The sequence below is a fragment of the Streptomyces sp. NPDC004647 genome (genome assembly GCF_040609575.1).
In the GTDB taxonomy this organism is placed as follows: domain Bacteria; phylum Actinomycetota; class Actinomycetes; order Streptomycetales; family Streptomycetaceae; genus Streptomyces.
Genome location: NZ_JBEXKU010000003.1, coordinates 189189 through 213279, shown reverse-complemented (window position 1 = coordinate 213279; position 24091 = coordinate 189189). Strand labels below are relative to the sequence as shown.

20 protein-coding genes are annotated in these 24091 nt (G+C 71.1%); 4 read left to right on the top strand and 16 right to left on the bottom strand.

What is annotated here, in order from left to right; genetic code table 11:
- Window positions 1-177: 177 nt before the first annotated feature.
- From ABZW18_RS02785 to rsmH, 16 genes are all read right to left on the bottom strand, one after another.
- Window positions 178-1281, bottom strand: coding sequence for a DivIVA domain-containing protein (locus ABZW18_RS02785; RefSeq protein ID WP_356181066.1), 1104 nt, complete (start codon window positions 1279-1281; stop codon window positions 178-180).
- Between the two features lie 47 nt (window positions 1282-1328).
- Entirely contained in the window at window positions 1329-1613 is a 285-nt protein-coding gene (locus ABZW18_RS02780) for a YggT family protein (RefSeq protein ID WP_356181064.1), read from the bottom strand.
- A gap of 62 nt (window positions 1614-1675) precedes the next feature.
- A complete protein-coding gene (sepF, locus tag ABZW18_RS02775; protein ID WP_356181061.1) occupies window positions 1676-2317 on the bottom strand; it encodes a cell division protein SepF in 642 nt (213 codons plus the stop codon).
- Window positions 2318-2440: 123 nt separating this feature from the next.
- Complete coding sequence (locus ABZW18_RS02770; RefSeq protein WP_356181057.1) at window positions 2441-3160, bottom strand: YggS family pyridoxal phosphate-dependent enzyme; 720 nt, start codon at window positions 3158-3160, stop codon at window positions 2441-2443.
- Complete coding sequence (gene pgeF / locus ABZW18_RS02765; protein ID WP_356181054.1) at window positions 3157-3897, bottom strand: peptidoglycan editing factor PgeF; 741 nt, start codon at window positions 3895-3897, stop codon at window positions 3157-3159. The genes ABZW18_RS02770 and pgeF overlap by 4 nt, the downstream gene beginning before the upstream one ends.
- 12 nt (window positions 3898-3909) lie before the next feature.
- Complete coding sequence (ftsZ, locus tag ABZW18_RS02760; protein WP_356181051.1) at window positions 3910-5136, bottom strand: cell division protein FtsZ; 1227 nt, start codon at window positions 5134-5136, stop codon at window positions 3910-3912.
- A gap of 278 nt (window positions 5137-5414) precedes the next feature.
- Window positions 5415-6221 (bottom strand): FtsQ-type POTRA domain-containing protein, encoded by an 807-nt coding sequence (locus ABZW18_RS02755; RefSeq protein ID WP_356181048.1) that lies wholly within the window; start codon window positions 6219-6221, stop codon window positions 5415-5417.
- Window positions 6222-6304: 83 nt separating this feature from the next.
- Complete coding sequence (gene murG / locus ABZW18_RS02750) at window positions 6305-7399, bottom strand: undecaprenyldiphospho-muramoylpentapeptide beta-N-acetylglucosaminyltransferase (RefSeq protein ID WP_356181046.1); 1095 nt, start codon at window positions 7397-7399, stop codon at window positions 6305-6307.
- A gap of 6 nt (window positions 7400-7405) precedes the next feature.
- On the bottom strand, window positions 7406-8749 hold the full coding sequence (gene ftsW / locus ABZW18_RS02745; protein WP_356181043.1) for a putative lipid II flippase FtsW: 1344 nt from the start codon (window positions 8747-8749) through the stop codon (window positions 7406-7408).
- 57 nt (window positions 8750-8806) lie between these two features.
- Window positions 8807-10240, bottom strand: a complete 1434-nt coding sequence (murD, locus tag ABZW18_RS02740; RefSeq protein ID WP_356181092.1) for a UDP-N-acetylmuramoyl-L-alanine--D-glutamate ligase — start codon at window positions 10238-10240, stop codon at window positions 8807-8809.
- 11 nt (window positions 10241-10251) lie between these two features.
- Window positions 10252-11322: a phospho-N-acetylmuramoyl-pentapeptide-transferase gene (gene mraY, locus ABZW18_RS02735; RefSeq protein WP_356181040.1), complete on the bottom strand. Its 1071-nt coding sequence runs from the start codon at window positions 11320-11322 to the stop codon at window positions 10252-10254.
- Window positions 11319-12749: a UDP-N-acetylmuramoyl-tripeptide--D-alanyl-D-alanine ligase gene (gene murF / locus ABZW18_RS02730; protein ID WP_356181037.1), complete on the bottom strand. Its 1431-nt coding sequence runs from the start codon at window positions 12747-12749 to the stop codon at window positions 11319-11321. Before murF ends, mraY begins: the two co-directional genes overlap by 4 nt.
- Before the next feature lie 62 nt (window positions 12750-12811).
- Window positions 12812-14539: a UDP-N-acetylmuramoyl-L-alanyl-D-glutamate--2,6-diaminopimelate ligase gene (locus ABZW18_RS02725; protein WP_356181034.1), complete on the bottom strand. Its 1728-nt coding sequence runs from the start codon at window positions 14537-14539 to the stop codon at window positions 12812-12814.
- 15 nt (window positions 14540-14554) lie between these two features.
- Entirely contained in the window at window positions 14555-16501 is a 1947-nt protein-coding gene (locus tag ABZW18_RS02720) for a penicillin-binding protein 2 (RefSeq protein ID WP_356181032.1), read from the bottom strand.
- A complete protein-coding gene (locus ABZW18_RS02715) occupies window positions 16498-17094 on the bottom strand; it encodes a septum formation initiator family protein (RefSeq protein ID WP_356181029.1) in 597 nt (198 codons plus the stop codon). Before ABZW18_RS02715 ends, ABZW18_RS02720 begins: the two co-directional genes overlap by 4 nt.
- A complete protein-coding gene (rsmH, locus tag ABZW18_RS02710) occupies window positions 17091-18047 on the bottom strand; it encodes a 16S rRNA (cytosine(1402)-N(4))-methyltransferase RsmH (protein WP_356181027.1) in 957 nt (318 codons plus the stop codon). Before rsmH ends, ABZW18_RS02715 begins: the two co-directional genes overlap by 4 nt.
- 375 nt (window positions 18048-18422) lie before the next feature.
- Here rsmH and ABZW18_RS02705 point away from each other — a divergent pair, with 375 nt between their 5' ends.
- From ABZW18_RS02705 to ABZW18_RS02690, 4 genes are all read left to right on the top strand, one after another.
- A complete protein-coding gene (locus ABZW18_RS02705) occupies window positions 18423-18977 on the top strand; it encodes a carbonic anhydrase (protein WP_356181024.1) in 555 nt (184 codons plus the stop codon).
- A gap of 194 nt (window positions 18978-19171) precedes the next feature.
- Window positions 19172-20194, top strand: coding sequence for a MoxR family ATPase (locus ABZW18_RS02700; RefSeq protein ID WP_356181022.1), 1023 nt, complete (start codon window positions 19172-19174; stop codon window positions 20192-20194).
- Window positions 20194-21546 (top strand): DUF58 domain-containing protein, encoded by a 1353-nt coding sequence (locus tag ABZW18_RS02695; protein ID WP_356181019.1) that lies wholly within the window; start codon window positions 20194-20196, stop codon window positions 21544-21546. The genes ABZW18_RS02700 and ABZW18_RS02695 overlap by 1 nt, the downstream gene beginning before the upstream one ends.
- Window positions 21543-23984 (top strand): DUF3488 and transglutaminase-like domain-containing protein, encoded by a 2442-nt coding sequence (locus tag ABZW18_RS02690; RefSeq protein ID WP_356181017.1) that lies wholly within the window; start codon window positions 21543-21545, stop codon window positions 23982-23984. The genes ABZW18_RS02695 and ABZW18_RS02690 overlap by 4 nt, the downstream gene beginning before the upstream one ends.
- Window positions 23985-24091: the final 107 nt, after the last annotated feature.

Genomic DNA, 24091 nt, shown 5'->3' with positions numbered 1-24091 from the left:
CGTCCCCTACAGCCCGCTCTCCCGTTCGGCCGGGGCCACCGGGGCCGGTCCTCCCGGGCGGGCAAACCACGCCCTTCGTCACGCCGCGTACACTCGGGGCGGGGCCCGGGGACATGTGTCCCGGGGCCCGGCCCTTGATCTGCCGACGGCTCAGCGCCCAGCGCTAGCGCGCCCGCGTCAGTTGTCGTCCTCGTCGATCAGGAAGCCCCGCATCGGTGACGGCGCCTGCTGCATCGGCTGCGGGCCCTGCGGCCGCACCGGTGCCATCGGCTGAGTCATCGCCGGGGACATCTGCTGCTGGCCGCCGTACGACGGAGCCCCGCCGCGCGGGTCGTGGCCGCCGTGGCCGCCATGCCCACTGTGGCCTCCGTGACCGCCCATGGACTGGTTGCCGCCCATGGTGTGGCCCATCGCACCGGCACCGGCACCCGCCATCGACGGGGACGGCGGCAGCGAAGCCGCCGCCGGGGTACGCGGCGGAGCGAGCGAGTCGTCGGCCTGGTTCTCCAGCTGGCGCAGCTGGCTCTCCAGGTACGACTTCAGTCGCGTGCGGTACTCGCGCTCGAAGCCGCGCAGGTCCTCGACCTTGCGCTCCAGCGTGGCGCGGGCGGACTCCAGCGAGCCCATCGCAACGCGGTGCTTCTCCTGCGCATCCCGCTCCAGCGCATCCGCCTTGGAACGGGCGTCCCGCTCCAGACCCTCGGCACGGCTGCGCGCCTCACCGACGATCTTGTTGGCCTCGGAACGGGCCTCCGCGATCGCCTGGTCCGCGGTCTGCTGGGCAAGCGAAAGCACGCGGGCGGCACTGTCGCCACCCGGGCCCTGGCCCGGCTGCGGCAGCTGCGGTCCGCCGGGGCCCATCGGGCCACCCATCGGACCACCCATGGGGCCGCCCTGGCCCATGGGACCGGGACCGTGCGGGCCCTGCGGGCCGTGGCCACCGGGACCTGCAGGCAGCTGAGGTGCTCCACCGGGCAGCTGGGGCGGACCCATCTGCTGCTGCGGCGGCACCGGCTGCGGTCCGGATATGGCAGCGGGCACAGGTGCGCCGGGCCGGTCCTGCTGCTCCGGCGGCTTGCGCATTCCCTGCTGCTGGTTCTGCGCGGCAGCACGGGTCGCCGCGGCCAGCTTGGCGCGCAGGTCCTCGTTCTCCCGGAGCAGACGGGTCAGTTCACCTTCGACCTCATCGAGGAAGGCATCGACCTCGTCCTCGTCATAGCCTTCTCGGAGGCGGACGGTCGTGAACTGCTTGTTCCGAACGTCCTCGGGGGTCAACGGCATCTCTTCACCTCAACGTAGTCGTCGGCATATCGGCAAGACCGTATCGTTCACAGCTGCCTCACGACGGAGATCAGGATGTAGACGATGATCATCAGTACGAAGAAGGACAGGTCTAGCGCCACGCCCCCGAGACGCAGCGGCGGAATGAACCGCCGCAGAAGCTTGAGTGGCGGATCAGTGACAGTGTAAGTGGCCTCAAGAACGACCACCATCGCCTTGCCGGGTTGCCATGAGCGGGCGAACTGGAAGACGTAGTCCATGACCAAACGGAAAATCAGCACAATAAGGAAGCAGTACAGCGCGATGTAGATCACCTGGAGTGCGATGTCCATCTCGCGGTGCCTTCTCCCCTTCTCGTGCCGGGCCTGTTGGCCACGGTGACCGGTGTTGCGTCTCAGCTCTGGTTGAAGAACCCGCCCTCTGCGATGCGGGCCTTGTCCTCCGCCGTGACATCGACGTTAGCAGGCGACAACAGGAACACCTTCTGCGTCACTCGTTCAATACTGCCGTGCAGACCGAAGACCAGACCAGCCGCGAAGTCGACAAGTCGCTTCGCATCGGTGTCGTCCATCTCCGTCAGATTCATGATCACCGGAGTGCCCTCACGGAAGTGTTCCCCGATGGTACGGGCTTCGTTGTACGTCCGGGGGTGCAGCGTCGTGATGCGGTAGGGCTCACGCTCGGACACAACTTTGGGCATGATCACCGGTGCGTTCTTCTCCAGATTCTGGCGTTCAGGTGTGATGGATGCCACGGGGGCGATTCTCCCCCCTCGCCCCCCTTCGGGGAAGAGGGAGCCGGAACGTCCGCTTTCGGCGGCGAGCGCAACGGGCCCGCGCTGCACGGGCGGATGCACGACTCGTACCGATTCGTCCTGATGTGACCGTTCGGACTGATGTGGCTGGTGCTGCCGGCGAGCCCGATCGGGCTCCGGCTCCGGCTCGAACTCGTCATCGGGGTCAAATCCCCTGCCGTCGTACCCATCGTCCTCCACGAGGCCGAGGTAGACCGCCATCTTGCGCATCGCGCCGGCCATTCTCTGCGTCCTCCGCTCTGTGGTGGATCGGCTCCGTCAACGGCGCCCTGGATCCACTCGGCCCGTCCGCCTTTCGGCGGAAATGACCATATTTTCTGCTGTGGTCCGACTTGCTTCGCGACGTTACCGGAGCCTGGGTCTGACGCCGAGTACCGCGGTGCCGACGCGCACATGTGTCGCTCCTGCCGCTACCGCGTCCTCAAGGTCCGAGCTCATCCCTGCTGACACCATGTTCGCAGCAGGATGCTGCGAGCGCAGGCCGGTTGAGATTTCCATGACCCGCTCGAATGCCGCCCGCTGCCGCCCCGCGTACGGCCCGGCGAGCGGTGCGACCGTCATCAGCCCGCCCAGCCACAGCCCTTCGGCTCCGGCGATGGCGTCGGCGAGCGCCGGCGCTCCGTCCGGCGCGACGCCGCCCCTTCCCCCGGTCTCTCCCGACTCGGCATCCAGGGCGACTTGGATCAAACACCCCAACGTGCGCCCGGCGCGCACCGCCGCGGTGGAGAGCGCGCCCACCAGCTTCGACCGGTCGACGGATTGCACCAGATCGGCGTAACTTGCCACGGAACGGACCTTGTTGGTCTGAAGTTGCCCTACGAAGTGCCAGCTGAGCGGAAGATCGGCGCACTCGGCCGCCTTCGGCGCCGCGTCCTGGTCCCGGTTCTCCGCGACATGCCGCACCCCGAGTTCGGCGAGCAGCCGGACGTCGCTCGCGGGATAAGTCTTGGTGACCACGATCAGGGTCACCTCCTCCCGCTTCCGGCCCGCCGCGGCACAGGCGGCGGAGATACGTTCCTCCACCCGCGCCAGATTCTCTGCCAGTTGAGCCTTGCGGTCCGTCATGTCCTATCCGTCCCCAGCCAGACATAGCCGGCTAGCCGACCGGTCGTACGGTCGCGGCGGTACGAGAAGTGGTCCGCCGACTCCAGGGTGCAGATGTGAGAATTCTCCCGCATCTGCACGCCAAGCCGGGCAAGTTGCGCGCGTACACCCGCGGTGATGTCCAGAGCCGGGGTGCCCCAGCTCGTGGTCGACCACGCCTCCGGGACCGTCCGCGCCACATCGGCCCGCATCTCCTCCGGCACCTCGTAGCAGCGGCCGCAGACCGAGGGGCCGGTGCGCGCGACGATCCTGGAGGTCTCGGCGCCCAGCGAGATCATCGACTCGACCACCGCCGGTACGACGCCGGCCACCAGGCCGGGGCGCCCGGCGTGCGCGGCGGCGATGACGCCCTCGACCGGGTCGGCCAGCAGGACGGGAGTGCAGTCGGCGGTGAGAACGGCCAGGGCGAGACCGGGGCGGGTCGTCGCCACGGCGTCCACCGCCGGGATGTCTCCATCGCCCCAGGGGCCGTCGACCACGGCCACATCCCGGCCGTGCACCTGGTTCATCCAGACGACCAGCGCCGGGTCCAGGCCCAGCGACTCCGCCGCGAGCCCGCGGTTGGTCCGTACGGCATCGGGTTCGTCGCCGACCGAGCCGCCGAGATTGAGCTGCTCGTACGGAGCGGCGCTCACCCCGCCCCACCGGTTGGTGAAGGCGAAGTGGGCGCCGCTCGCTGATTCCTTGTGAAGTATCACTGCGGGCTGTGCTTATTTCAGGAAGTCGGGGACGTCCAGCTCCTCGGCCTGGCTGTCCTGGTACGGACGGGCCGGGGGCACCTGCGGCGGAGTGGCCGGTGCAGCGGGGACCTCACCGGCCGGGGCCGCTTCCCTGCGCTCCTCCTCCTCGTCACGCGGAGCGACGGCTCCGAGGCCGCCGAAGGACGAGCGGCCGCCGGTGTCGGAGGCGGGGCGGCCCGAGCCGGGGTAGGACTCCTCGCGGCTGCCGCCGGTCGAGCCGAGGACCTTGTCGCGGTTCTTGGACGGCGGCTGCCCGCCGTCGAAGCCCGCCGCGATGACGGTGACCCGTACCTCGTCGCCGAGCGCGTCATCGATCACCGCGCCGAAGATGATGTTCGCCTCGGGGTGGGCGGCCTCGCTGACCAGCTGTGCGGCCTCGTTGATCTCGAAAAGGCCGAGGTCCGAGCCTCCGGAGATGGAGAGGAGGACGCCGCGCGCTCCATCAATGGATGCCTCCAGCAGCGGCGAGGAGATGGCCATCTCGGCTGCGGCCACCGCGCGGTCGTCGCCGCGTGCCGAGCCGATGCCCATGAGCGCCGACCCGGCCTCGGACATCACGGACTTGACGTCGGCGAAGTCGAGATTGATCAGGCCGGGCGTGGTGATGAGATCGGTGATGCCCTGGACACCGGAGAGCAGCACCTGGTCCGCTGACTTGAACGCGTCGAGCACGCTCACCTGGCGGTCCGAGATGGACAGCAGCCGGTCGTTCGGGATCACGATGAGGGTGTCGACCTCGTCGCGCAGGCCGGCGATACCGTCCTCGGCCTGATTGGCGCGGCGACGGCCCTCGAAGGTGAACGGACGGGTGACCACGCCGATGGTCAAGGCCCCCAGCGTGCGTGCGATGTTGGCGACGACCGGCGCGCCACCCGTGCCGGTGCCGCCGCCCTCACCCGCGGTGACGAAGACCATGTCGGCCCCCTTGAGGACCTCCTCGATCTCCTCGCGGTGGTCCTCAGCCGCCTTGCGGCCGACATCGGGATTGGCGCCGGCGCCGAGGCCGCGGGTGAGTTCGCGGCCGACGTCGAGTTTGACGTCGGCGTCGCTCATCAGCAGGGCCTGTGCATCGGTGTTGATCGCGATGAACTCGACGCCCTTGAGACCGACCTCGATCATCCGGTTGATGGCGTTGACGCCACCGCCGCCGATGCCGACGACCTTGATGACTGCGAGGTAGTTCTGCGGTGCTGCCACGTCGAAGGCCTCTCGCCTCGAGTTACGTGTCCGGCGTCCCGCGGTTGTCGCGGTGCGCGGACTGATGCCGATTGTGGGGCGGCCTGAACGCCGACCCGAACCCTAACGGTCAAGTTTAGGGTTACCAGTTTGTCCTGTCCTTGGACTCTTCGAACGAGACACTAAGTCGACACGTGCTGCGCGTTCAACGAACACGCCGAACCTCCCGTTTTTCTTTTCACCCTATGTGATCACGCACAGCACTAGCCAACCAGGGTGCTGGCCCGTTGCTCGGCGCGTCAACTCCCCTTCATCGCAGGGGCGGTGGGGGCACTCACATCGAAGTGCCGGGCACCCCGCGCGATTTTCATCAGTGCGAGAAGTGCCTGCGCCTTGACGTCCCCCTGTTCGCTGCTCCCCCACACCACGGTCCGACCACCCGTCAGCTCAAGCGTGATGGAGTCATATGAACGGACCCGGATCACCCGGGTGTCCCGCTGGATCGTCCCGGGGAGCCCGGCGGCCACGCGAACCGCCTCCCGCTGCAACCGGCCCGCACCGAAGCGCCGCGAACCCGGCGACTGTCCGGCTTCCGATTTCAGCAGCGGAACACCCTTGGGTCGCTGCTCGACCCTCGCGAACCGCACCCCGCCCGCGTCCACTTCAACGAACTTTCCGTCCGTTTCCAGTAGCACTTCCGGGGTTCTCTCGGTCACTTTCAGATCGATTCCGTTCGGCCAGGACCGTACGACATCGACCGAGGCGATCCGCGGCAGTTCCGCGCGGAGCCGCGCGGCGACCGCCTCCGTGTCGACGGAAGCCAGCGGGGCCTTCAGTGGCACATCCGCCCTGCCGGCCACCTGGTGGGGCGTGAGCACCCGCGTCCCGCTCGCCGTCACCCGCTCCACCCGGAACCACTGCGAGCCGTAGAGCGCCCATCCGGCCGCCCCGCCGAGCAGCGCCGTGGCGATCAGCGCGACGACCACGGTACGGCGGCGGGGGCGGCGTGGCCGCGGGAGTCGGATGCGCACGCGTGGCGCGGCCGGGGGCGGGCCGGAGGGCGCTGACTTCTCTGCGCCACGCTGGGCGGTCGTCGGTCCGGCCACGCTCCCCGGGCTCCTTCCGGCTTGGGGCCCTGGGGCACCCCCAGCGTCAGCTGGGAGAGGTCAACCCCCGGGCCGGCACGGCCTCACGCCTGGTGGCGTGCGGCAATCGCCTCATACACCATGCCGACCAGCAGCTCGTCGGCGTCCCGGCGTCCGAACTCCGCGGCCGCGCGGGACATCTCGTACAGCCGGTGCGGATCGGCGAGCACCGGGAGCACCTGCCCCTGGACCCACTCGGGGGTCAGCTCGGCGTCGTCGACCAGCAGACCGCCGCCCGCCTTGACCACCGGCTGCGCGTTGAGCCGCTGCTCTCCGTTGCCGATCGGCAGCGGTACGTACGCGGCCGGGAGGCCGACGGCGGACAGTTCGGCGACGGTCATCGCGCCCGCGCGGCAGAGCATCATGTCGGCCGCGGCGTACGCGAGGTCCATCCGGTCCACATACGGTACCGGGATGTACGGCGGCATACCCGGCATGTTGTCCACGTGCGGCATTTCGTTCTTCGGGCCGACCGCGTGCAGGATCTGGATGCCGGAGCGCTGGAGCAGCGGGGCGACCGTCTGCACGACCTCGTTCAGCCGGCGTGCGCCCTGCGAGCCGCCGGAGACCAGCAGCGTCGGCAGATTGGGGTCGAGTCCGAAGGCGGCACGCGCCTCCGGGCGGACCGCGGCGCGGTCGAGGGTGGCGATGGAGCGGCGCAGCGGGATGCCGATGTAGCGGGCGCCCCGCAGCTTGCTGTCCGGTGTGCTCACCGCGACGCTCGCGGCGTACCGGGAGCCGATCTTGTTGGCCAGGCCCGGGCGGGCGTTGGCCTCATGGACGATGATCGGCACTCCGAGCCGCTTGGCCGCCAGATAGCCGGGCAGGGCGACGTAGCCGCCGAATCCGACCACGCAGTCGGCCTTGGTGCGCTCCAGGATCTGCTCGGCGGCCTTGATCGTGCCGCGCAGCCGCCCCGGGACGGTGATCAGCTCCGGTGTGGGCTTGCGCGGCAGCGGAACGGCCGGGATCAGCCCCAGTTCGTAGCCCCGCTCGGGTACGAGCCGGGTCTCGAGTCCGCGCTCCGTGCCGAGGGCCGTGATTCCTACGGTCGGGTCCTGCCTGCGCAGGGCGTCCGCGAGGGCGAGCGCGGGCTCGATGTGGCCGGCGGTCCCCCCACCGGCGAGTACAACATGCACCGAAATTCACCGCTCTCCGGACGGCCGCCTCCTGGCGCGCCGCCTCATCGTCTTCCGTCTCACCCCAGCCAGCTTTTTTCTTATAGCAGGCTGCCGCATGGCCAAAGCCGCCCGTGCACCGGGCTCCGCTCGTGCGAAGGCGATCAGGAGCCCGACGGCGAACATGGTGGGCAGCAGGGCGGAACCCCCGTAGGAGAACAGCGGGAGAGGGACACCGGCGATCGGCAGCAGGCCGAGCACCGCACCCATGTTGACCACGGCCTGCGCCGTGATCCAGGTGGTCACACCTCCCGCGGCATACCTCACGAAGGGGTCCTCCGTGCGTCCGGCCACGCGGATACCCGCATAGCCTAGAGCCGCGAAGAGGGCGAGCACCGACAGCGTCCCCGCCAGACCGAGTTCCTCCCCCGTCACGGCGAAGATGAAGTCGGTGTGCGGTTCCGGGAGTTCGCCCCATTTCTCCACGCTCGCACCGAGTCCGGAACCGAACCAGCCGCCGTTGGCCAGGGCATAGATTCCGTGCACCGCCTGCCAGCAGCGGTCGCCCTCGCCCGGCTCGGTGGCGCCGATGCAGCCGAGCCGGGCCATCCGGTTCTCGCTGGTCCTGATCAGGAGGAAGCCGATCAGACCGGCGAACCCGAGCACCCCCGCGAAGAGCCGGGTGGGAGCCCCGGCCAGCCACAGCAGGCCGAAGAGGATCGCGGTGAGGATGATCGAGGTGCCCATGTCACCGCCGAGCATGATCAGTCCGAGCAGCATGAAGGCGGCCGGGACCAGCGGGACGAGCAGATGCTTCCACTGGGTCAGCAGCCGCTTGTCCTGCTTGCGGGCGAGCAGATCGGCACCCCACAGGACGAGGGCGAGTTTGCCGAATTCGCTGGGCTGGAGCTGGAACGGGCCGCCGAGCTGGAGCCAGTTCTGGTTGCCGTTGACCATGTGCCCCACCCCCGGCACCTGGACCAGGGCCATCAGGAAGACGGAGACGGCCAGCAGCGGGTACGCGAGCATCCGGTGCGTCCGGACCGGCATCCGCGACGCGAGCAGCAGCAGGCCGCCGCCGATGACGGCCGCGACCAGCTGTTTGCGGAAGAAGTACGTGGGGGCCAGCCCGGACTGCAGGGCCTGGATCATCGAGGCCGAGTACACCATCACCAGGCCGAGCACGGTGAGCAGCAGGCTCCCGCCGAGGATCACGTAGTACGCGGTCAGCGGGCGGTCCCAGGCTCGCCGTGCCCTGCCGTGCAGCTGCCGCAGCCCGCTCAGCGGAGTGCGGCGTGCGCGCTTGGGTGCCGGGGCGCCGCGCTTCTTGGGGCGCAGCGCTGCCGGTGGTCTCGCCGTCCGGGCCGTCATGTCCCCTCCTGTGGTGTGTGCGCCGGATCGTTTCTCGGCACGGGGGGACGGGCCCGGCTACTGTTCCTGTCCCCCGCCGGCGGCCCCGAGGCCGGCCACGGCCTCGGCGAAGGCCTCTCCGCGCTTGCCGTAGTTGACGAACATGTCCATCGAGGCGCAGGCCGGGGCCAGCAGTACGGTGTCTCCCGGCCGGGCGAGCCGCGCCGCCTCGCGGACCGCGGCGGCCATCGCCCCAGTGTCGGTCCGCTCCAGATCCACGACCGGAATTTCCGGCGCGTGTCGCGCCAGCGCTTCTCGGATCAGGGCCCGGTCCGCACCGATGAGGACGGCGCCGCGCAGTCGCTTCGCCGAGCCGGCGACGAGGGCGTCGAAGGTGGCGCCCTTGGCGAGGCCGCCCGCGATCCACACGATGTGCTCGAAGGAGGCGAGGGATGCCTCGGTGGCGTGGGTGTTGGTGGCCTTGGAGTCGTCTACGTACGCGACGCCGTCGACGTCCGCGACGTGCGCGATGCGGTGCGCGTCGGGGCGGAAGGCACGCAGCCCGTCGCGTACGGCCGCGGGCTGTACGCCGAAGGCGCGGGCCAGGGCCGCCGCCGCGAGGGCGTTGGCGATGTTGTGCGGGGCCGCCGGGCGTACGTCGGAGACCTCGGCCAGCTCCTGGGCGTTGCGCTGCCGGTCCTCGACGAAGGCGCGGTCGACGAGAATGCCTTCCACGACCCCGAGTTGGGAGGGGCCGGGAGTACCGAGGGTGAAGCCGATGGCGCGGCAGCCCTCCTCGACATCGGCCGCGCGGACCAGTTCCTCGGTGGCGGGGTCGGCGGCGTTGTAGACGCAGGCGACCCGATTCCCTTGGTAGATGCGCCCCTTGTCGGCGGCGTACGCCTGCATGGAACCGTGCCAGTCGAGGTGGTCGGGGGCGAGGTTGAGCACGGTGGCCGAGTGGGCCCGTACGCTCGGCGCCCAGTGCAGCTGGTAGCTGGAGAGCTCGACGGCGAGGACGTCGTAGGGCTCCCCGGACAGCACGATGTCGATGATCGGGGTGCCGATGTTCCCGACCGCCGCGGTGCGCAGCCCCGCGGCGTCCAGGATCGAGGCGAGCATCTGCACGGTGGTGGTCTTGCCGTTGGTGCCGGTCACGGCGAGCCAGGGGGCCGCGTCGGGGCCCCTGAGCCGCCACGCGATCTCCACGTCGCCGACCACGTCGACGCCCGCCTCCGCCGCTGCGGCGAAGAGCGGGCTGTCCGGCTTCCAGCCGGGGGAGGTGACGACCAGCTCGGTGCCGGCGGGCAGAGTGGTCCCGTCGCCGAGCCGTACGGTGATGCCGTCCTTCTCCAGCTGCGCCGCCGTCTCACGCTGCCGCTCGCCGTCGCCGCCGTCCACGACGGTGACGGACGCGCCGAGCCCGGCCAGGGCGCGGGCGGCGCTGACGCCGCTCACGCCGAGGCCGGCGACGGTGATCCTCCCCCAGCTACCGCTGGGAGGTGCCACCATGTCCTGCCTGGTCACTTGTCGGCCGCCCAGCCCGCGTAGAAGAGGCCGAGGCCCACGATCACGCACATACCTTGAATGATCCAGAATCGGACCACAACCAGCACTTCGGTCCAGCCCTTGAGTTCGAAGTGATGCTGGAGCGGTGCCATGCGGAAGACCCGTTTTCCGGTGAGCCGGAAGGAGCCGACCTGGATCACCACGGACATGGTGATGAGTACGAAGAGTCCGCCGAGCAGGGCGAGCAGCAGTTCCGTACGGGAGCAGATCGCCAGGCCCGCGAGCGCGCCGCCGAGGGCCAGCGAGCCGGTGTCGCCCATGAAGATCTTGGCGGGCGAGGTGTTCCACCACAGGAAGCCGAAGCAGGCGCCCATCAGGGCGGAGGCGACGACGGCCAGATCGAGCGGATCGCGGACCTCGAAGCACGCTCCCGGATTGGTCAGGGTCTGCGCGTTGGCGCAGGACTCCTGGTACTGCCAGACGCCGATGAAGGTGTACGCGCCGAAGACCATCACGGAGGCGCCGGTGGCGAGGCCGTCGAGGCCGTCGGTGAGGTTCACGCCGTTCGACATCGCGAGGATCATGAACAGCGCCCAGATCGCGAAGATCACCGGGCCGAAGGACCAGCCGAAGTCCTGGGTGAAGGACAGCTTGTCGTTGGCCGGGGTCTGGCCGCGCGAGTCGGCGAAGTTGAGCGACAGGATCGCGAAGGCGATACCGACGATGAACTGGCCGGCCATCTTCGCCTTGGCGCGCAGGCCGAGGCTGCGCTGCTTGACGATCTTGATGTAGTCGTCGAGGAAGCCGACCAGGCCCATCCCCGCCATCAGGAACAGCACCAGGACGCCGGAGAACGTCGGGTCGCTGCCGGTGATGACCTTGGTGAGCACGTACGCGATCAGCGTCGCCAGGATGAAGGCGATACCACCCATGGTGGGCGTACCGCGCTTGCTGTGGTGGTCCCGCGGGCCGTCGTCGCGGATGAACTGTCCGTAGCCCTTGCGGGCCAGCAGTTTGATCAGCAGCGGTGTGCCGACCAGGGTCAGAAAGAGCCCGATGACTCCGGAGAAGAGGATCTGCCTCATCGGCCGGCGACCTCACCCTCGCCCGCGCTGTCGAGCAGCTCCATCGCGATCCGCTCGAGGCCCACCGCCCTGGATGCCTTCACCAGCACGACGTCTCCCGGGCGCAGTTCTCTGCGCAACAGGTCGATCGCCGCCCGCGCGTCGGACACGTGCACCGACTCCTCACCCCACGAACCCTCGTTCTTGGCGCCCATGTCGAGCCAGGCCGCCTCTCGGCCCCCGACCGCCACGAGCTTGCTGACGTTGAGCCGGACGGCGAGCCGTCCGATCGCGTCGTGCTCGGCGAGCGACTCCGTCCCGAGCTCGGCCATCAGACCGAGCACCGCCCACGTGCGGCCCCCTTCAGCCCGTGAGGCTCCTCCCATGGCGACGAGCGCTCTCAGCGCGGCTCGCATGGAGTCGGGGTTCGCGTTGTAGGCGTCGTTGACGACCGTCACGCCGTCCGAGCGCTCGGTGACCTCCATCCGCCAGCGGGAGAGCTGTCCCGCTTCGGAGAGCGCCAGGGCGATCTCGTCGACGGGCATGCCCAACTCATGGGCGACGGCGGCCGCGGCGAGCGCGTTCGACACGTGGTGCTCACCGTACAGCCGCATGGTCACGGCGCTGCACCCGGTGGGTGTTCGAAGGGTGAAGCAGGGTTGTCCGGCCTCGTTGAGGCTGACCTCCTCGGCACGGATGTCGGCGTCCGCGGACTCGCCGAAGAGCACCGTACGGGCCTTGGTACGGGCCGACATGGCCCGTACCAGCGGGTCATCGGCGTTGAGTACGGCGATACCGCCCTCGTCCGCCGGGGGCAGCACCTCGACCAACTCCCCCTTGGCCTCGGCGATCTGCTCACGGCCGCCGAACTCTCCGATGTGTGCGGTGCCGACGTTGAGCACCACGCCGATGCCGGGCGGGGTGAGCTCGGCGAGATAGCGGATGTGGCCGACGCCCCGGGCGCCCATCTCCAGGACGAGGTGCCGGGTACCGGTGTCGGCGCGCAGCGCGGTGAGCGGCAGGCCGATCTCGTTGTTGAAGGAGCCGGGCGGCCAGACGGTGGGGCCGCGACGCTCCAGCAGCTGGGCGATGAGGTCCTTGGTGCTGGTCTTGCCCGCTGAGCCGGTGAGGGCGACGACGGTGGTGCCGAGGCGTTCGACGACGGCGCGGGCGAGGGCTCCGAGAGCGGCCTCCACATCGTCCACGACGATCGCGGGGACGCCCACGGGGCGGGCGGCCAGTACGGCTGCCGCGCCCGCCTCGACGGCGCGCTGCGCGAAGTCGTGGCCGTCGGCATGCTCACCCTGGAAGGCGGCGAACAGGCTGTCGGGCCGCACCTCCCTGGAGTCGATCACTACGGGTCCGGTGACCCGGCGGCTGAGGTCCGGTATGTCGTGCGGCTCCCCGGAGACGATGGCGACGATCTCGGCGAGCGAGAGTGCGATCACCGGTCACCTCCGGCGGTACACGGGTGCTGCCGGATGGAGGCGTATGCGCGCATGGCGATCTGTCATCCCTGGTCGTTGCGGTGCTTGGCTGAGGACTCGATCGCCTCGCGCAGCACCTGACGGTCGTCGAACGGGCGTACCACCCCGGCGACGTCCTGCCCCTGCTCGTGGCCCTTGCCGGCGATCAGAACGGTGTCGCCGGGCTCGGCGCGGGCGACGGCAGCGGCGATGGCGGCGGCCCGGTCCTCCTCGATCAGGACCGTGCCGCGTTCGTACGAGGGCACCTCGGCGGCTCCGGCGAGCATCGTCGCGAGGATGGCGAGCGGGTCCTCGGAGCGCGGGTTGTCCGAGGTCAGCACGGCCGTGTCGGCCAGCCGGGCCAGCGCCGCGCCCATCGCCTGGCGCTTGTGGGGGTCACGGTCGCCGCCACATCCGAGTACGGCGTGCAGGCTTCCCTCGGTGACCTTGCGCAGGGCGCGCAGCACCGATTCGACGGCGTCCGGTTTGTGGGCGTAGTCGACGACGGCGAGGTATGGCTGGCCCGCGTCGACACGCTCCAGGCGGCCCGGCACGCCCGGGACGGCGGCGACGCCGTCGGCGGCGGTCTGCGGGTCGATCCCGGCGACGACGAGGGCGGCGATCGCGGCCAGCGCGTTGGCGACGTTGAACGTGCCGGGCAGCGGCGCCACGGCCCGTACGGACTCACCCTTGGGACCGACGGCGGTGAAGGTCGAGCCGAGCGGGCCGATCTCGACATCCGCGGCACGCCAGTCCGCGTCCGGGTGGCCCTCGGCGGAGAAGGTGGTGACCGGGACCTCGGACTCCTCGGCGAGCCGCTTGCCGTACTCGTCGTCGAGGTTGACCACCCCGGCCCGGCTGCGGCGCCGGGTGAAGAGCTGCGTCTTCGCCTGGAAGTAGTCCTCCATGTCCGGGTGGAAGTCGAGGTGCTCGGGGCTGAGGTTGTTGAAGACGGCGACATCGAAGACCGTGCCGTCGACCCGCCCGAGGACCAAGGCGTGGCTGGAGACCTCCATGGCGACCGAGCGGACGCCGCGCTCGCGCATCACCGCGAAGAGCGCCTGGAGGTCGGTGGCCTCCGGTGTGGTCCGCTCGCTCTTCATCCGCTCGTCGCCGATCCGCGACTCGACGGTGCCGATGAGGCCGGTCAGCGCCGTCCGCCGGCCGCCGCTCCCCTCCACGGCGGTGTGGCGCTTCTCCTCCGCGGCCCGGAGCCCGCCCTCGACGAGGTACGCGGTGGTGGTCTTGCCGGACGTGCCGGTGATGCCGATCTGCAGCAGATCGTGGCCCGGCTCGTCGTAGATCGCGGCGGCCAGGGCGCCCATCCGGCGGCGCGGGTCGTCCACGACGAGGACCGGAACCCCGGTGCCGGCCGCTCGGTCGGCGCCCGCGGAGTCGGTGAGGATCGCGGCGGCGCCGAGGTCGGCGGCCTGGGCGGCGAAGTCCGCGCCGTGGAAGCGGGCGCCGGGCAGCGCCGCGTAGACGTCGCCGGGGCGTACGGCGCGCGAGTCGTGCGTGATGCCGGTGGCCGCGGCCTCCCCGGCCGTATCGGGGACCTTGATCCCCAAGTGATCCGCCAGCGCCGCGAGCGGTGTCGGGCGGACCTGGTCCGGTCGTGGTGCTCCCGGGTAGGTCACGGGAGCATCCTGCGGAGTGGGTGGGGACTGATCAGCTTGTGGCACGGCGGTGAGCGTACCGGGCTCACCGGGCCCGCCGCGAAGGGAGGGGCGTGGCTGCTCCCGGTTCCCGGGATCGGGGGTGGTTGTCGTCACGGAACTGGCCTGCTCTCACTCACTGGGTTCGAAGGCGACCGGGAGGCGCGCGGGCCCCTTGCCGGTCGGGGGTACCTGGAGGGTCTTCAAAGAGAACTCCATGACCCGCTTGAAGACCGGGCCGCAGACCTGACCGCCGAAGTAGCTGCCGCTGGTCGGATTCTGCACGGCGCAGTAGACGGTGAGCCGCGGCCGGTCGGCGGGCGCGAAGCCCGCGAAGGATGCCGTGTAGCCCTTGTAGCGGCCGGTGTCCGGATCCACCCGGTTGGAGGTGCCGGTCTTGCCCGCGACGCGGTAGCCGGGGATACGGGCCTTGGAGCCCGTACCCTGCTCGTCGTCGACCACCGACTCCAGCATGGTGGCCAGGGTCCTGGCTGTCCGCTCGCTGACGACACGGGTCTTCTCGGGGGCGGGGGCGGGGGTGAAGCGGCCGTCGGGGCCGCGGGTGCCGCGGACCATGGTCGGCTCGATCCGCTCGCCGCCCCCCGCGATCGTGGAGTACACGGAGGCCGCCTGGACGGCGTTGAGGGACAGGCCCTGGCCGAAGGGGATCGTGTACTGCTGGGACGAGCTCCAGTCCTTCGGCTTGGCCAGGATGCCGGGGGTCTCGCCGGGGAATCCGAGGCCGGTCGGCCGGCCGAGGCCGAACTTCCGCAGATAGGAGTGGAGGACCCGGTTGGACTGCTGCTTCGTGGCGCCCAACTGCTCGACGGAGAGGATCGTGCCGATGTTGCTGGACTTGGCGAGCACTCCGTTGAGGGTCAGGTACCAGGTGGGGTGATCGATGTCGTCGGCGAAGAGCCGGTCGGCACGGTGCAGCCGGTTGGGGACGGTGACGTGGGTCCCGGGCGTGGCGGCGCCCTCCTCCAGCACCGCGGCCATGGACATCACCTTGCTGGTGCTGCCCGGCTCGTACGCGTCCTGCAGCGCCGCGTTGCCGAGGGAGGAGCCGCCGGAGGTGGAGAGGTCGTTGGGGTCGAAGCCGGGGGCGTTGGCCATGGCCAGGATCTCGCCGCTGCGGTTGTCCTGAACGATGACGTAGCCGCGGTCCGCCCGGGACTCCTCGACCTGCTCGCTGATCGCCTTCTGGGCGGCCCACTGGATGTCGCGGTCGATGGTCAGCTCGACGCCGGAGCCGGGGACGGCGGGCTGTTCCTGGGCGCCCAGGGTGGGGACCTGGCGGCCGCCGGACTGGGCGTACGTGATCTTGCCGTCCTTGCCGGCCAGCTCCTTGTCGAGCTTGGCCTCGAGCCCTCCGCCACCGCGGCCCTGGCCGTTGACGAAGCCCAGTATCCCGGCGGCGAGATCCTTGTTCGGATAGACCCGCTTGGTGTGCGGCTCCTGGAAGACCCCGGCGAGAACATTGGCGCCGTTGCCCTCGGCCTCCTTCTCGGCGAAGGCGTTCTTCAAATCCTTGATCTGGTTCCACACCTGGGGGGTGCGGCGGCGGGCCAGCACCACGTAGCGCGCCTCGGGCTTGGAGAGCTTCTCGGCGAGCTCCCGCTCGTCCTGGTCGAGGATCGGCGCCAACAGCGCCGCGGCCTGCTGCGGGGCGTCCTCGGTCTTGCTCTGCTCGGGAGTGAAGCGGAACGGGTCGGCGGTGATGTCGTACGCGTCCACGCTGGTGGCGAGGGCGATCCCGGCCCGGTCGGTGATCGGACCACGCTCGGCGGAGAGAGTGTGCGTCACATATCGGTTGACGTCTGCCTTGGCCGCGTAGGTTCCCGCGTCCACCGCCTGCACCTGGAGGAGGCGGACGACGAAGGCGAGCAGGACGAGGGTGAGGCCGAAACCGACCAGGCGCAGCCTCGGGCGGGGGCTGGCGAGACGGATCAGCTGGGGGGCGCGGGCCGGCGGGCGGGCGGGGCGCGCGGAGCCCGCGCGGCGTGGGCCGCGGGCGTCGCCTCGCGGGGCGGAGGGCCCCGGTACGCGGCGGCGTGGCGGCTCCTTGGGCGGGGTCATGGAGTGGCCTCCGGGGCGCTCGCCGGCGCCGTGCCCTGCTCCGGGGCGGTCGCGGCTGCGGTGGACTGCACGGGCTGCGGCGCCGCTGCGGTCGACGGCACGGGCTGGGGCGCGGCTGGGGCGGACGGCACCGGTTGCGGCGCGGCAGCAGTCGACTGCACCGGCTGCGGTGCGGCCGCGGACGACTGCACCGGCTGAGGGGAGGCGGCGGCCGCGGTGGAGGGGTCTGCCGAGGCGGAGACCGAGGCCGGGGGGCTGGGGACCGTACCGTCGGGGTTCAGGAACACCGGGCTCCCGCCGGGCACCATTCCCAGCTCCCGGGCCCGCTTGTCCAGCGCGTCCGGGGCCGAGTATCCGTCGACCTGCTGTTGCAGGGTCTGCTGCTGGTCCGTCAGGTCGTCGGTCTCCTTCTCCAGCCTGCTCAGCTGGAACGACCCCTGGTTCAGCGACGCGTTCAGCAGCAGCAGCGCGATCAGCCCGGTGCCCAGAAGCACGACGACGAGCAGTACGAAGGGGGTCCGGGCGGCCGCGCCGGAGCGGGCCGGTACCAGTCGCGCCAACCGCGCTGCCCTGCCGCGGACGGCCCGCTTCACGCCACGTCCTCCCGGATGCGCTGCGCTCCGCGCAGCCGGGCCGGGGCGGCGCGCCGGTTCTCGGCGACCTCCTCCTCCGTCGGCAGCTCGGCGCCCCGGGTGAGCAGCTTCAGCCGCGGCTGGTAGCGCTCGGGGACGACCGGCAGCCCGGGCGGAGCGGTGGTCGTCGCGCCCTCCGCCAGCACCTGCTTGACCAGCCGGTCCTCCAGCGAGTGGTACGAGAGGACAGCGATCCGGCCGCCGACGGCGAGCGCGCGGACGGCAGCGGGGACGGCCCGCTCCAGCACCGGCAGCTCGCCGTTGACCTCGATACGCAGAGCCTGGAAGGTGCGCTTGGCCGGGTTGCCGCCGGTGCGCTTGGCCGCCTGCGGGAGCGCGCCGCGGATCAGCTCGACCAGCCGGGCGCTGTTGCTGAACGGCTCCTTCTCCCGCTCGCGGACCACCACCTCGACGATCTTGCGGGCGAATTTCTCCTCGCCGTAGCTGCGCAGGATGCGGACCAGTTCGCCCGGCGGGTAGGTGTTGAGGACCTCGGCCGCGCTGATGCCCGCCGACTGGTCCATCCGCATGTCGAGCGGAGCGTCCTGGGCGTACGCGAAACCGCGCTCGGCCTCGTCGAGCTGCATGGACGACACGCCCAGGTCGAAGAGGACGCCCTGCACGCGCGGGATGCCGAGGTTCTCCAGAACCTCGGGCAGATCGTCGTAGACGGCGTGCACGAGGGTCGCGCGGTCCCCGTAGGACGCGAGCCGCTCACCGGCGAGCTTGAGGGCCGCGGTGTCCCGGTCGAGTCCGACGAGCCGGGTCGAGGGGAAGGTGCTCAGCAGGGCTTCGCTGTGACCGCCGAGGCCGAGGGTGCAGTCGACGACGATCGCACCGGGCTGGGCTAGAGCTGGGGCCAACAGGTCCAGGCACCGCTGGAGCATCACCGGGACATGTCGGGTCTCGCTCATGCGCCCCTCTCAGGTCCGGCGTACGCAGGCGCACGTACAACCGGGTCCCCGCCCGCTCTGAAGGGGAAGTGGCCTGCTGGCGCCGGGGAAGGGGCGTCAGCCAACCGGGAGCGGGAGGAGGCCGAGCCATACGTACGCGCCGCGCACGCGGGGGATTTCGGTTCCGAGGGGAGCATCACGCCTCCCACTTCGCGCCACTTTAGTCCACTCGTCCCCCCGGTCAACCAACTGGCCTGCGCGCCGTGAAATGCGTCCTCCACCCGTACGGCCGCCAGGTCATCCCCCTTGTGGGGTACCTCACAGCACGGCGCGTTGGCCACCTTTGCCCGAACTCACCAGGAGCCTTGGCCTGCGGTGACAGCTACCGTCGTATCCATGTCGACATCTGCGCACCTTCCCGCGGAACCCTCCGGTTCCGCCCGAACCGGCGGCACCGTCACCGACCGTCTCATCGAGGCCAACCGGAAGTACGCCGAGGGCTTCGCCGACCCCGGCATGGACGCCCGCCCGGTCCTCAACGTGGCCGTGGTCGCCTGCATGGACGCGAGGATCGACCTGCACGACGCACTGGGTCTCCGTCTCGGCGACTGCCACACCATCCGCAACGCGGGCGGAGTGGTCACCGATGACACCATCCGTTCACTCACGATCAGCCAGCGGGCGCTCGGCACGCGCTCCGTCATATTGATCCATCACACCCAATGCGGACTCGAGAGCCTGACCGAGGACTTCCGGCACGAGCTGGAGATGGAGGTCGGACAGCGGCCGACGTGGGCAGTGGAGGCCTTCCGCGACGTCGACCAGGACGTCCGGCAGGCGATGCAGCGGGTACGCACCTCGCCGTTCCTGCCGCATACCGACGACGTCCGCGGCTTCGTCTTCGACGTCACCACGGGACTTCTCCGGGAGATCGATCCGCAGCGCCCGTGAGGACATGACAATGTGGGTCGGGGGGCGGCACAACGATCCCGGTTATCCACAGCCGAGTGACGTAAAGCCGCGCGGGCGGCAAGAATGCGGGGTGTGGCATCGCTCCCGGATCCCTGGGTGCGGTGCGCACGTATCGGGGTGGGCCGGGTCCGTCGAGCGGGCTCCGGCCCGAAGAACGGGCCGAGGAGGGCCGGGTGACGACCTATGACGATCGAGCGAGCCTTACGGATCTGACCACCACAGCGGAGCGGATCCGCAGGTCGGTGGAGAACGTGATCGAGGGCAAGCCGGAGGTCGTAAAGCTCTCACTGACCGTATTGCTCGCTGAGGGGCATCTGCTCATCGAGGATGTGCCGGGGGTGGGCAAGACCATGCTCGCCAAGGCGCTGGCGCGCTCCATCGACTGCTCGGTGCGGCGTATCCAGTTCACTCCGGACCTGCTGCCCTCGGACATCACCGGGGTGAGCGTCTTCGATCAGCAGCGCCGGGACTTCGAATTCAAGCCGGGTGCGATCTTCGCGCAGATCGTGATCGGCGACGAGATCAACCGCGCCTCGCCCAAGACCCAGTCGGCGCTGCTGGAGTCGATGGAGGAGCGGCAGGTCACCGTGGACGGGCAGACGTACGAGCTGCCGAGTCCCTTCATGGTGGTGGCCACCCAGAACCCCGTCGAGATGGAGGGGACGTACCCGCTGCCGGAGGCGCAGCGGGACCGGTTCATGGCCAGGGTCTCGATCGGCTACCCGAGCCCCGAGGCCGAGCTGGAGATGCTGGATGTGCACGGCGGCTCCTCGCCGCTGGACGATCTGCAGCCGGTGGCGCACGCACACGAGATCGTGAAACTGGTGGACGCGGTGCGTACGGTCCATGTGGCCGATTCGGTGCGGCGCTATGCGGTGGATCTCGTAACGGCCACCCGCAAACATCCTGAGCTGCGGCTGGGCGCGTCACCACGGGCGACGCTGCACCTGCTGCGGGCCGCGAAGGCCGCGGCGGCGCTGAGCGGCCGCGAGTTCGCGCTGCCCGACGATGTGCAGACGCTGGCCGTGGCGGTGCTGGCGCACCGGCTGCTGCCCACCGCGCAGGCGCAGTTGAACCGGCGCACGGCCGAGCAGGTCGTCACCGAGATACTCGCGCGCACTCCGGTGCCCGACCCGTCCGCGCCGCAATGGCGTCAGCCACACGACCAGCAGCCGCCCGGGGCCCGGGGGCTGTGATGTCCGCGGCGCCGTCACCGGCAGCGGGCGAGGGCGACGAAGGCGGCCTCCGGGGCGCGCTGGCCGGGCTGACGACGCGCGGGCGGTCCTTCCTCGCGGCAGGTGTCGCCGCGGCGATCTGCGCTTATGTCCTCGGCCAGGCCGATCTGCTGCGGGTGGGCCTGCTGCTGGCCGCGCTGCCGCTGGTGTGCGTGGGCGTGCTGCTGCGGACCCGATACCAGGTGGCGGGCAGCCGGCGGCTCTCCCCCGCGCGCGTGCCCGCCGCCTCCGAGTCGCGGGTGCATCTGCGGGTCGACAATGTCTCGCGGCTGCCGACCGGGCTGCTGATGCTCCAGGACCGGGTTCCGTACGTGCTGGGGCCGCGGCCCCGTTTCGTGCTGGACCGGGTGGAGCCCGGCGGGCGGCACGAGGTGTCCTACCGGGTCCGGTCCGATCTGCGCGGCCGCTATCCGCTGGGGCCGCTGCAGCTGCGGCTGACCGACCCGTTCGGGATGTGCGAGCTGACCAGGGCTTTCAGCACGTACGACACGCTGACCGTGGTGCCGCGGATCGAGCCGCTGCCCGCCATCGGGCTCACGGGCGAGGCCTCGGGGTACGGCGACGGACGGCACCGGTCGCCGGCGCTGGCGGGCGAGGACGACGTGATCCCTCGCGGCTACCGGCACGGGGACGATCTGCGGCGGGTGCACTGGCGGTCCACGGCACGGTACGGCGAGCTGATGGTGCGCCGCGAGGAACAGCCGCACCGGGCCGGGTGCACGGTGCTGCTGGACACCAGGCGGATCGCCCACCGGGGCGCGGGGCCCGACTCGGCCTTCGAGTGGGCGGTGTCGGGTGCGGCATCGGCAGCGGTGCACATGCTGGAGCGGGGCTTCTCGGTGCGGCTGCTGACCGACACCGGCAGCTCGGTGCCCGGCCCGGAGGGGGCAGGCGGCTTCGGCGGGGACACCTCGGACGCGGCGGGGCTGCTGCTGGACACTCTCGCCGTGGTGGACCACTCCGAGGAGAGCGGGCTGTCGCGGGCGTACGACGTGCTGCGCGGCGGCCGGGAAGGGCTGCTGGTGGCCTTCCTCGGCAGCCTCGACGATGAGCAGACCGCGGTGGTGGCCCGGATGCGGCAGCGCAGCGGGGCGGCGGTGGCGTTCGTACTGGACGGCGCCGCCTGGACCAGGGACGGGCGGGACAGCGGCCAGGACTCCTTCCAGGAGCAGCTGCGGTTGCTGCGCGAGGCGGGCTGGACGGTGCTGCCGGTCGCGCCGGGCCAGTCCCTGCCGCGGCTGTGGCGGGAGGCGGACCGGGACCGTACGAGCACGGGATCGCCCACGGGCGGTCCGGCGGGGGGCATGGCATGAGCGGGCGGGGACGGCTCACGATCTGTGCGGCGCTGGCGACGCTGCTGGCGGCGTGCGCCCTGCTGCCGCTGGTCGATCCGGCCGGGTGGATTCTGCAGGCGGCGATCCTTGTGGCGGTCGTCTCCGGGGTGGGCGCGCTGACCCGCAGGGTGCCGCTGGCCAGGCCGCTGACGGTGGTGGTGCAGGCCCTGATGGCGCTGCTGCTGCTGACGGTGGCCTTCACGAGGGAGCAGGCACTGGGCGGGGTGCTGCCGGGGCCGGCCGCCTTCGCGGAGTTCGGCCAGCTGCTGACCGAGGGCGGCGAGGACGTCGGGCGGTACGCCATCCCGGCGCCGGTGACCTCGGGCATACGGCTGCTGCTGGTCGGCGGCGTGCTGGTGATCGGGCTGATCGTGGACGCGCTCGCGGTGACGTACCGCAGTGCCGCGCCGGCCGGGCTGCCGCTGCTCGCGCTGTACTCGGTCGCGGCGGGGCTGTCCCAGGGCGGGGCGCGCTGGCTGTGGTTCGTGCTGGCGGCCTGCGGCTATCTGCTTCTGCTGCTCGCCGAGGGGCGGGACCGGCTCTCGCAGTGGGGGCGGGTGTTCGGAGCTGCTCCGCGGGCTCCCAGCCGCCTCGGAGCGGGTCTTCAGCCGGGTGCCGGAGGACCTGCGGTCGCCCCGGTGCGTACGGGTCGACGGATCGGCGCCGTGGCTCTCGGCATCGCCCTGGTGGTGCCCGCGGTCCTGCCGTCGCTGGGCGGCGGCCTGCTGGACACCAGGGGGCGTGGTCAGGGCTCTGGGCCGGGCGGCGGCACGATCTCCGCGGTGAATCCTCTGGTGTCGTTGCAGAACAGCCTCAACCAGCCGGAGGACCGGGAGGTGCTGACGTACCGGACGAGTTCGGACAGTACCCAGGACATGTATCTGCGGATCGTCGCGCTCGACCGGTTCGACGGCAGTTCATGGAAGCCCTCGGAACGCCGGGTGACCGATGTGCCGAAGACGCTGCCCGATCCTCCTGGGCTGGGCACGGGGGTGCGGACGACCGCGGTCCGGAGCAATGTGGCGGCGGCCGACTGGTACCGCCAGAACTGGCTGCCGCTGCCCTATCCGGCGAGCCAGGTGAAGATCGACGGGCGGTGGCGGTTCGAGCCGGAGGGCCGCACTCTGGTCGGCGACCGGGGACAGACGACCCGCGGGGCCGAGTACCAGGTCTCGAGCCTGCTGGTGGAGCCGACCGCCGGTCAGCTGGCAGCGGCGGGTCCGGCGCCTTCGGCGTTGCAGCAGGAGTACACGAAGGTGCCGGATGCGCTGCCCGAAGTGGTGAGCCGCACGGCGCGCGAGGTGACCTCCGGCGCCTCCGATGCGTACGAGAGGGCCGTCAGGATCCAGGACTGGTTCGCCTCGAACGGCGGTTTCACCTACGACACCGAGGTCGAGGCCGGCAGCGGGGCGGACGCCATCGCCCGCTTCCTGAAGCAGAAGGAGGGTTTCTGCGTCCACTTCGCCTTCTCGATGGCGGCGATGTCGCGGACCCTCGGCATCCCGGCGCGGGTCGCGGTGGGCTTCACGCCCGGCACCTCGAACACGGACGGCTCGATGGCGGTCGGTCTGAAGGACGCGCACGCCTGGCCCGAGCTGTACTTCGAGGGCGTGGGCTGGACCCGCTTCGAGCCCACCCCGACGCGCGGCACCGTGCCGGACTACGCGGTCGAGGAGACTCCGTCCGGCGGTGCCGCCGACCCGGCGGTGCCGCGGCCGACGGGTTCGGCTGCCCCCTCGGCCGAGCCTTCTCCTTCGGACAGTTGCACACCCGAGATGAAGCGGCTGGGCGAGTGCGGGACTCCGGCCCAGCAGACGGGCGGCGGACCCACGGACCGCGGGCTGCCGGTGGGTACGATCCTGGCCACCGCGGCACTCGGCCTGACGGTGCTGCTGGTGCCGGCCCTGCCGCTGTTGTGGCGGACACGCACCCGCCGTCGGCGGCTCGGGGGCGAGGGCCGTACCGCCGGCGACGGCCTCGACAACACCGAAGAAACCACCGACAGAACCCTGGCCGCATGGCGTGAGCTCATCGACTCCGGGTGGGACTACGGCATCCTGCCGGACGACTCCCAGACGCCACGGCAGGCGGCGGCCCGGATCGTCCGGAGCGGCGAGCTGGACAGCGCGGCTGCCGAGTCGGCGCACCGGGTGGCGGACGCGGTGGAGCAGGTGCTGTACGCGCCGCAGCCACGTGCGTCGACCGGTCCGGCGGCAGATGTGCGTCGGGTCAGGGCCGGTCTGCACGCGACCGCGGGCCGGGGCGCCCGGGTACGGGCGCTGCTCGCTCCGCGCTCGTCGGTGCGGGTGGTGTGGGCCTGTTCGCGGTGGTGGTCCGCGCTGGTGGCCCGGTGGGGCGTGGAGCGCTGGGCGAGGGCACTGCGGCGGGCCGTCCGGCCCAGCCGGCAGCAGGGATAGGGCTGGTCGGAAGGGCCCGGAAAGGCAGCGACCGGACCGGAGCGGTGACCGGCCTGAGCGGCAACACCGACCCGGACCGGAGCAGTGACCCGACCGCGCAACCGGAC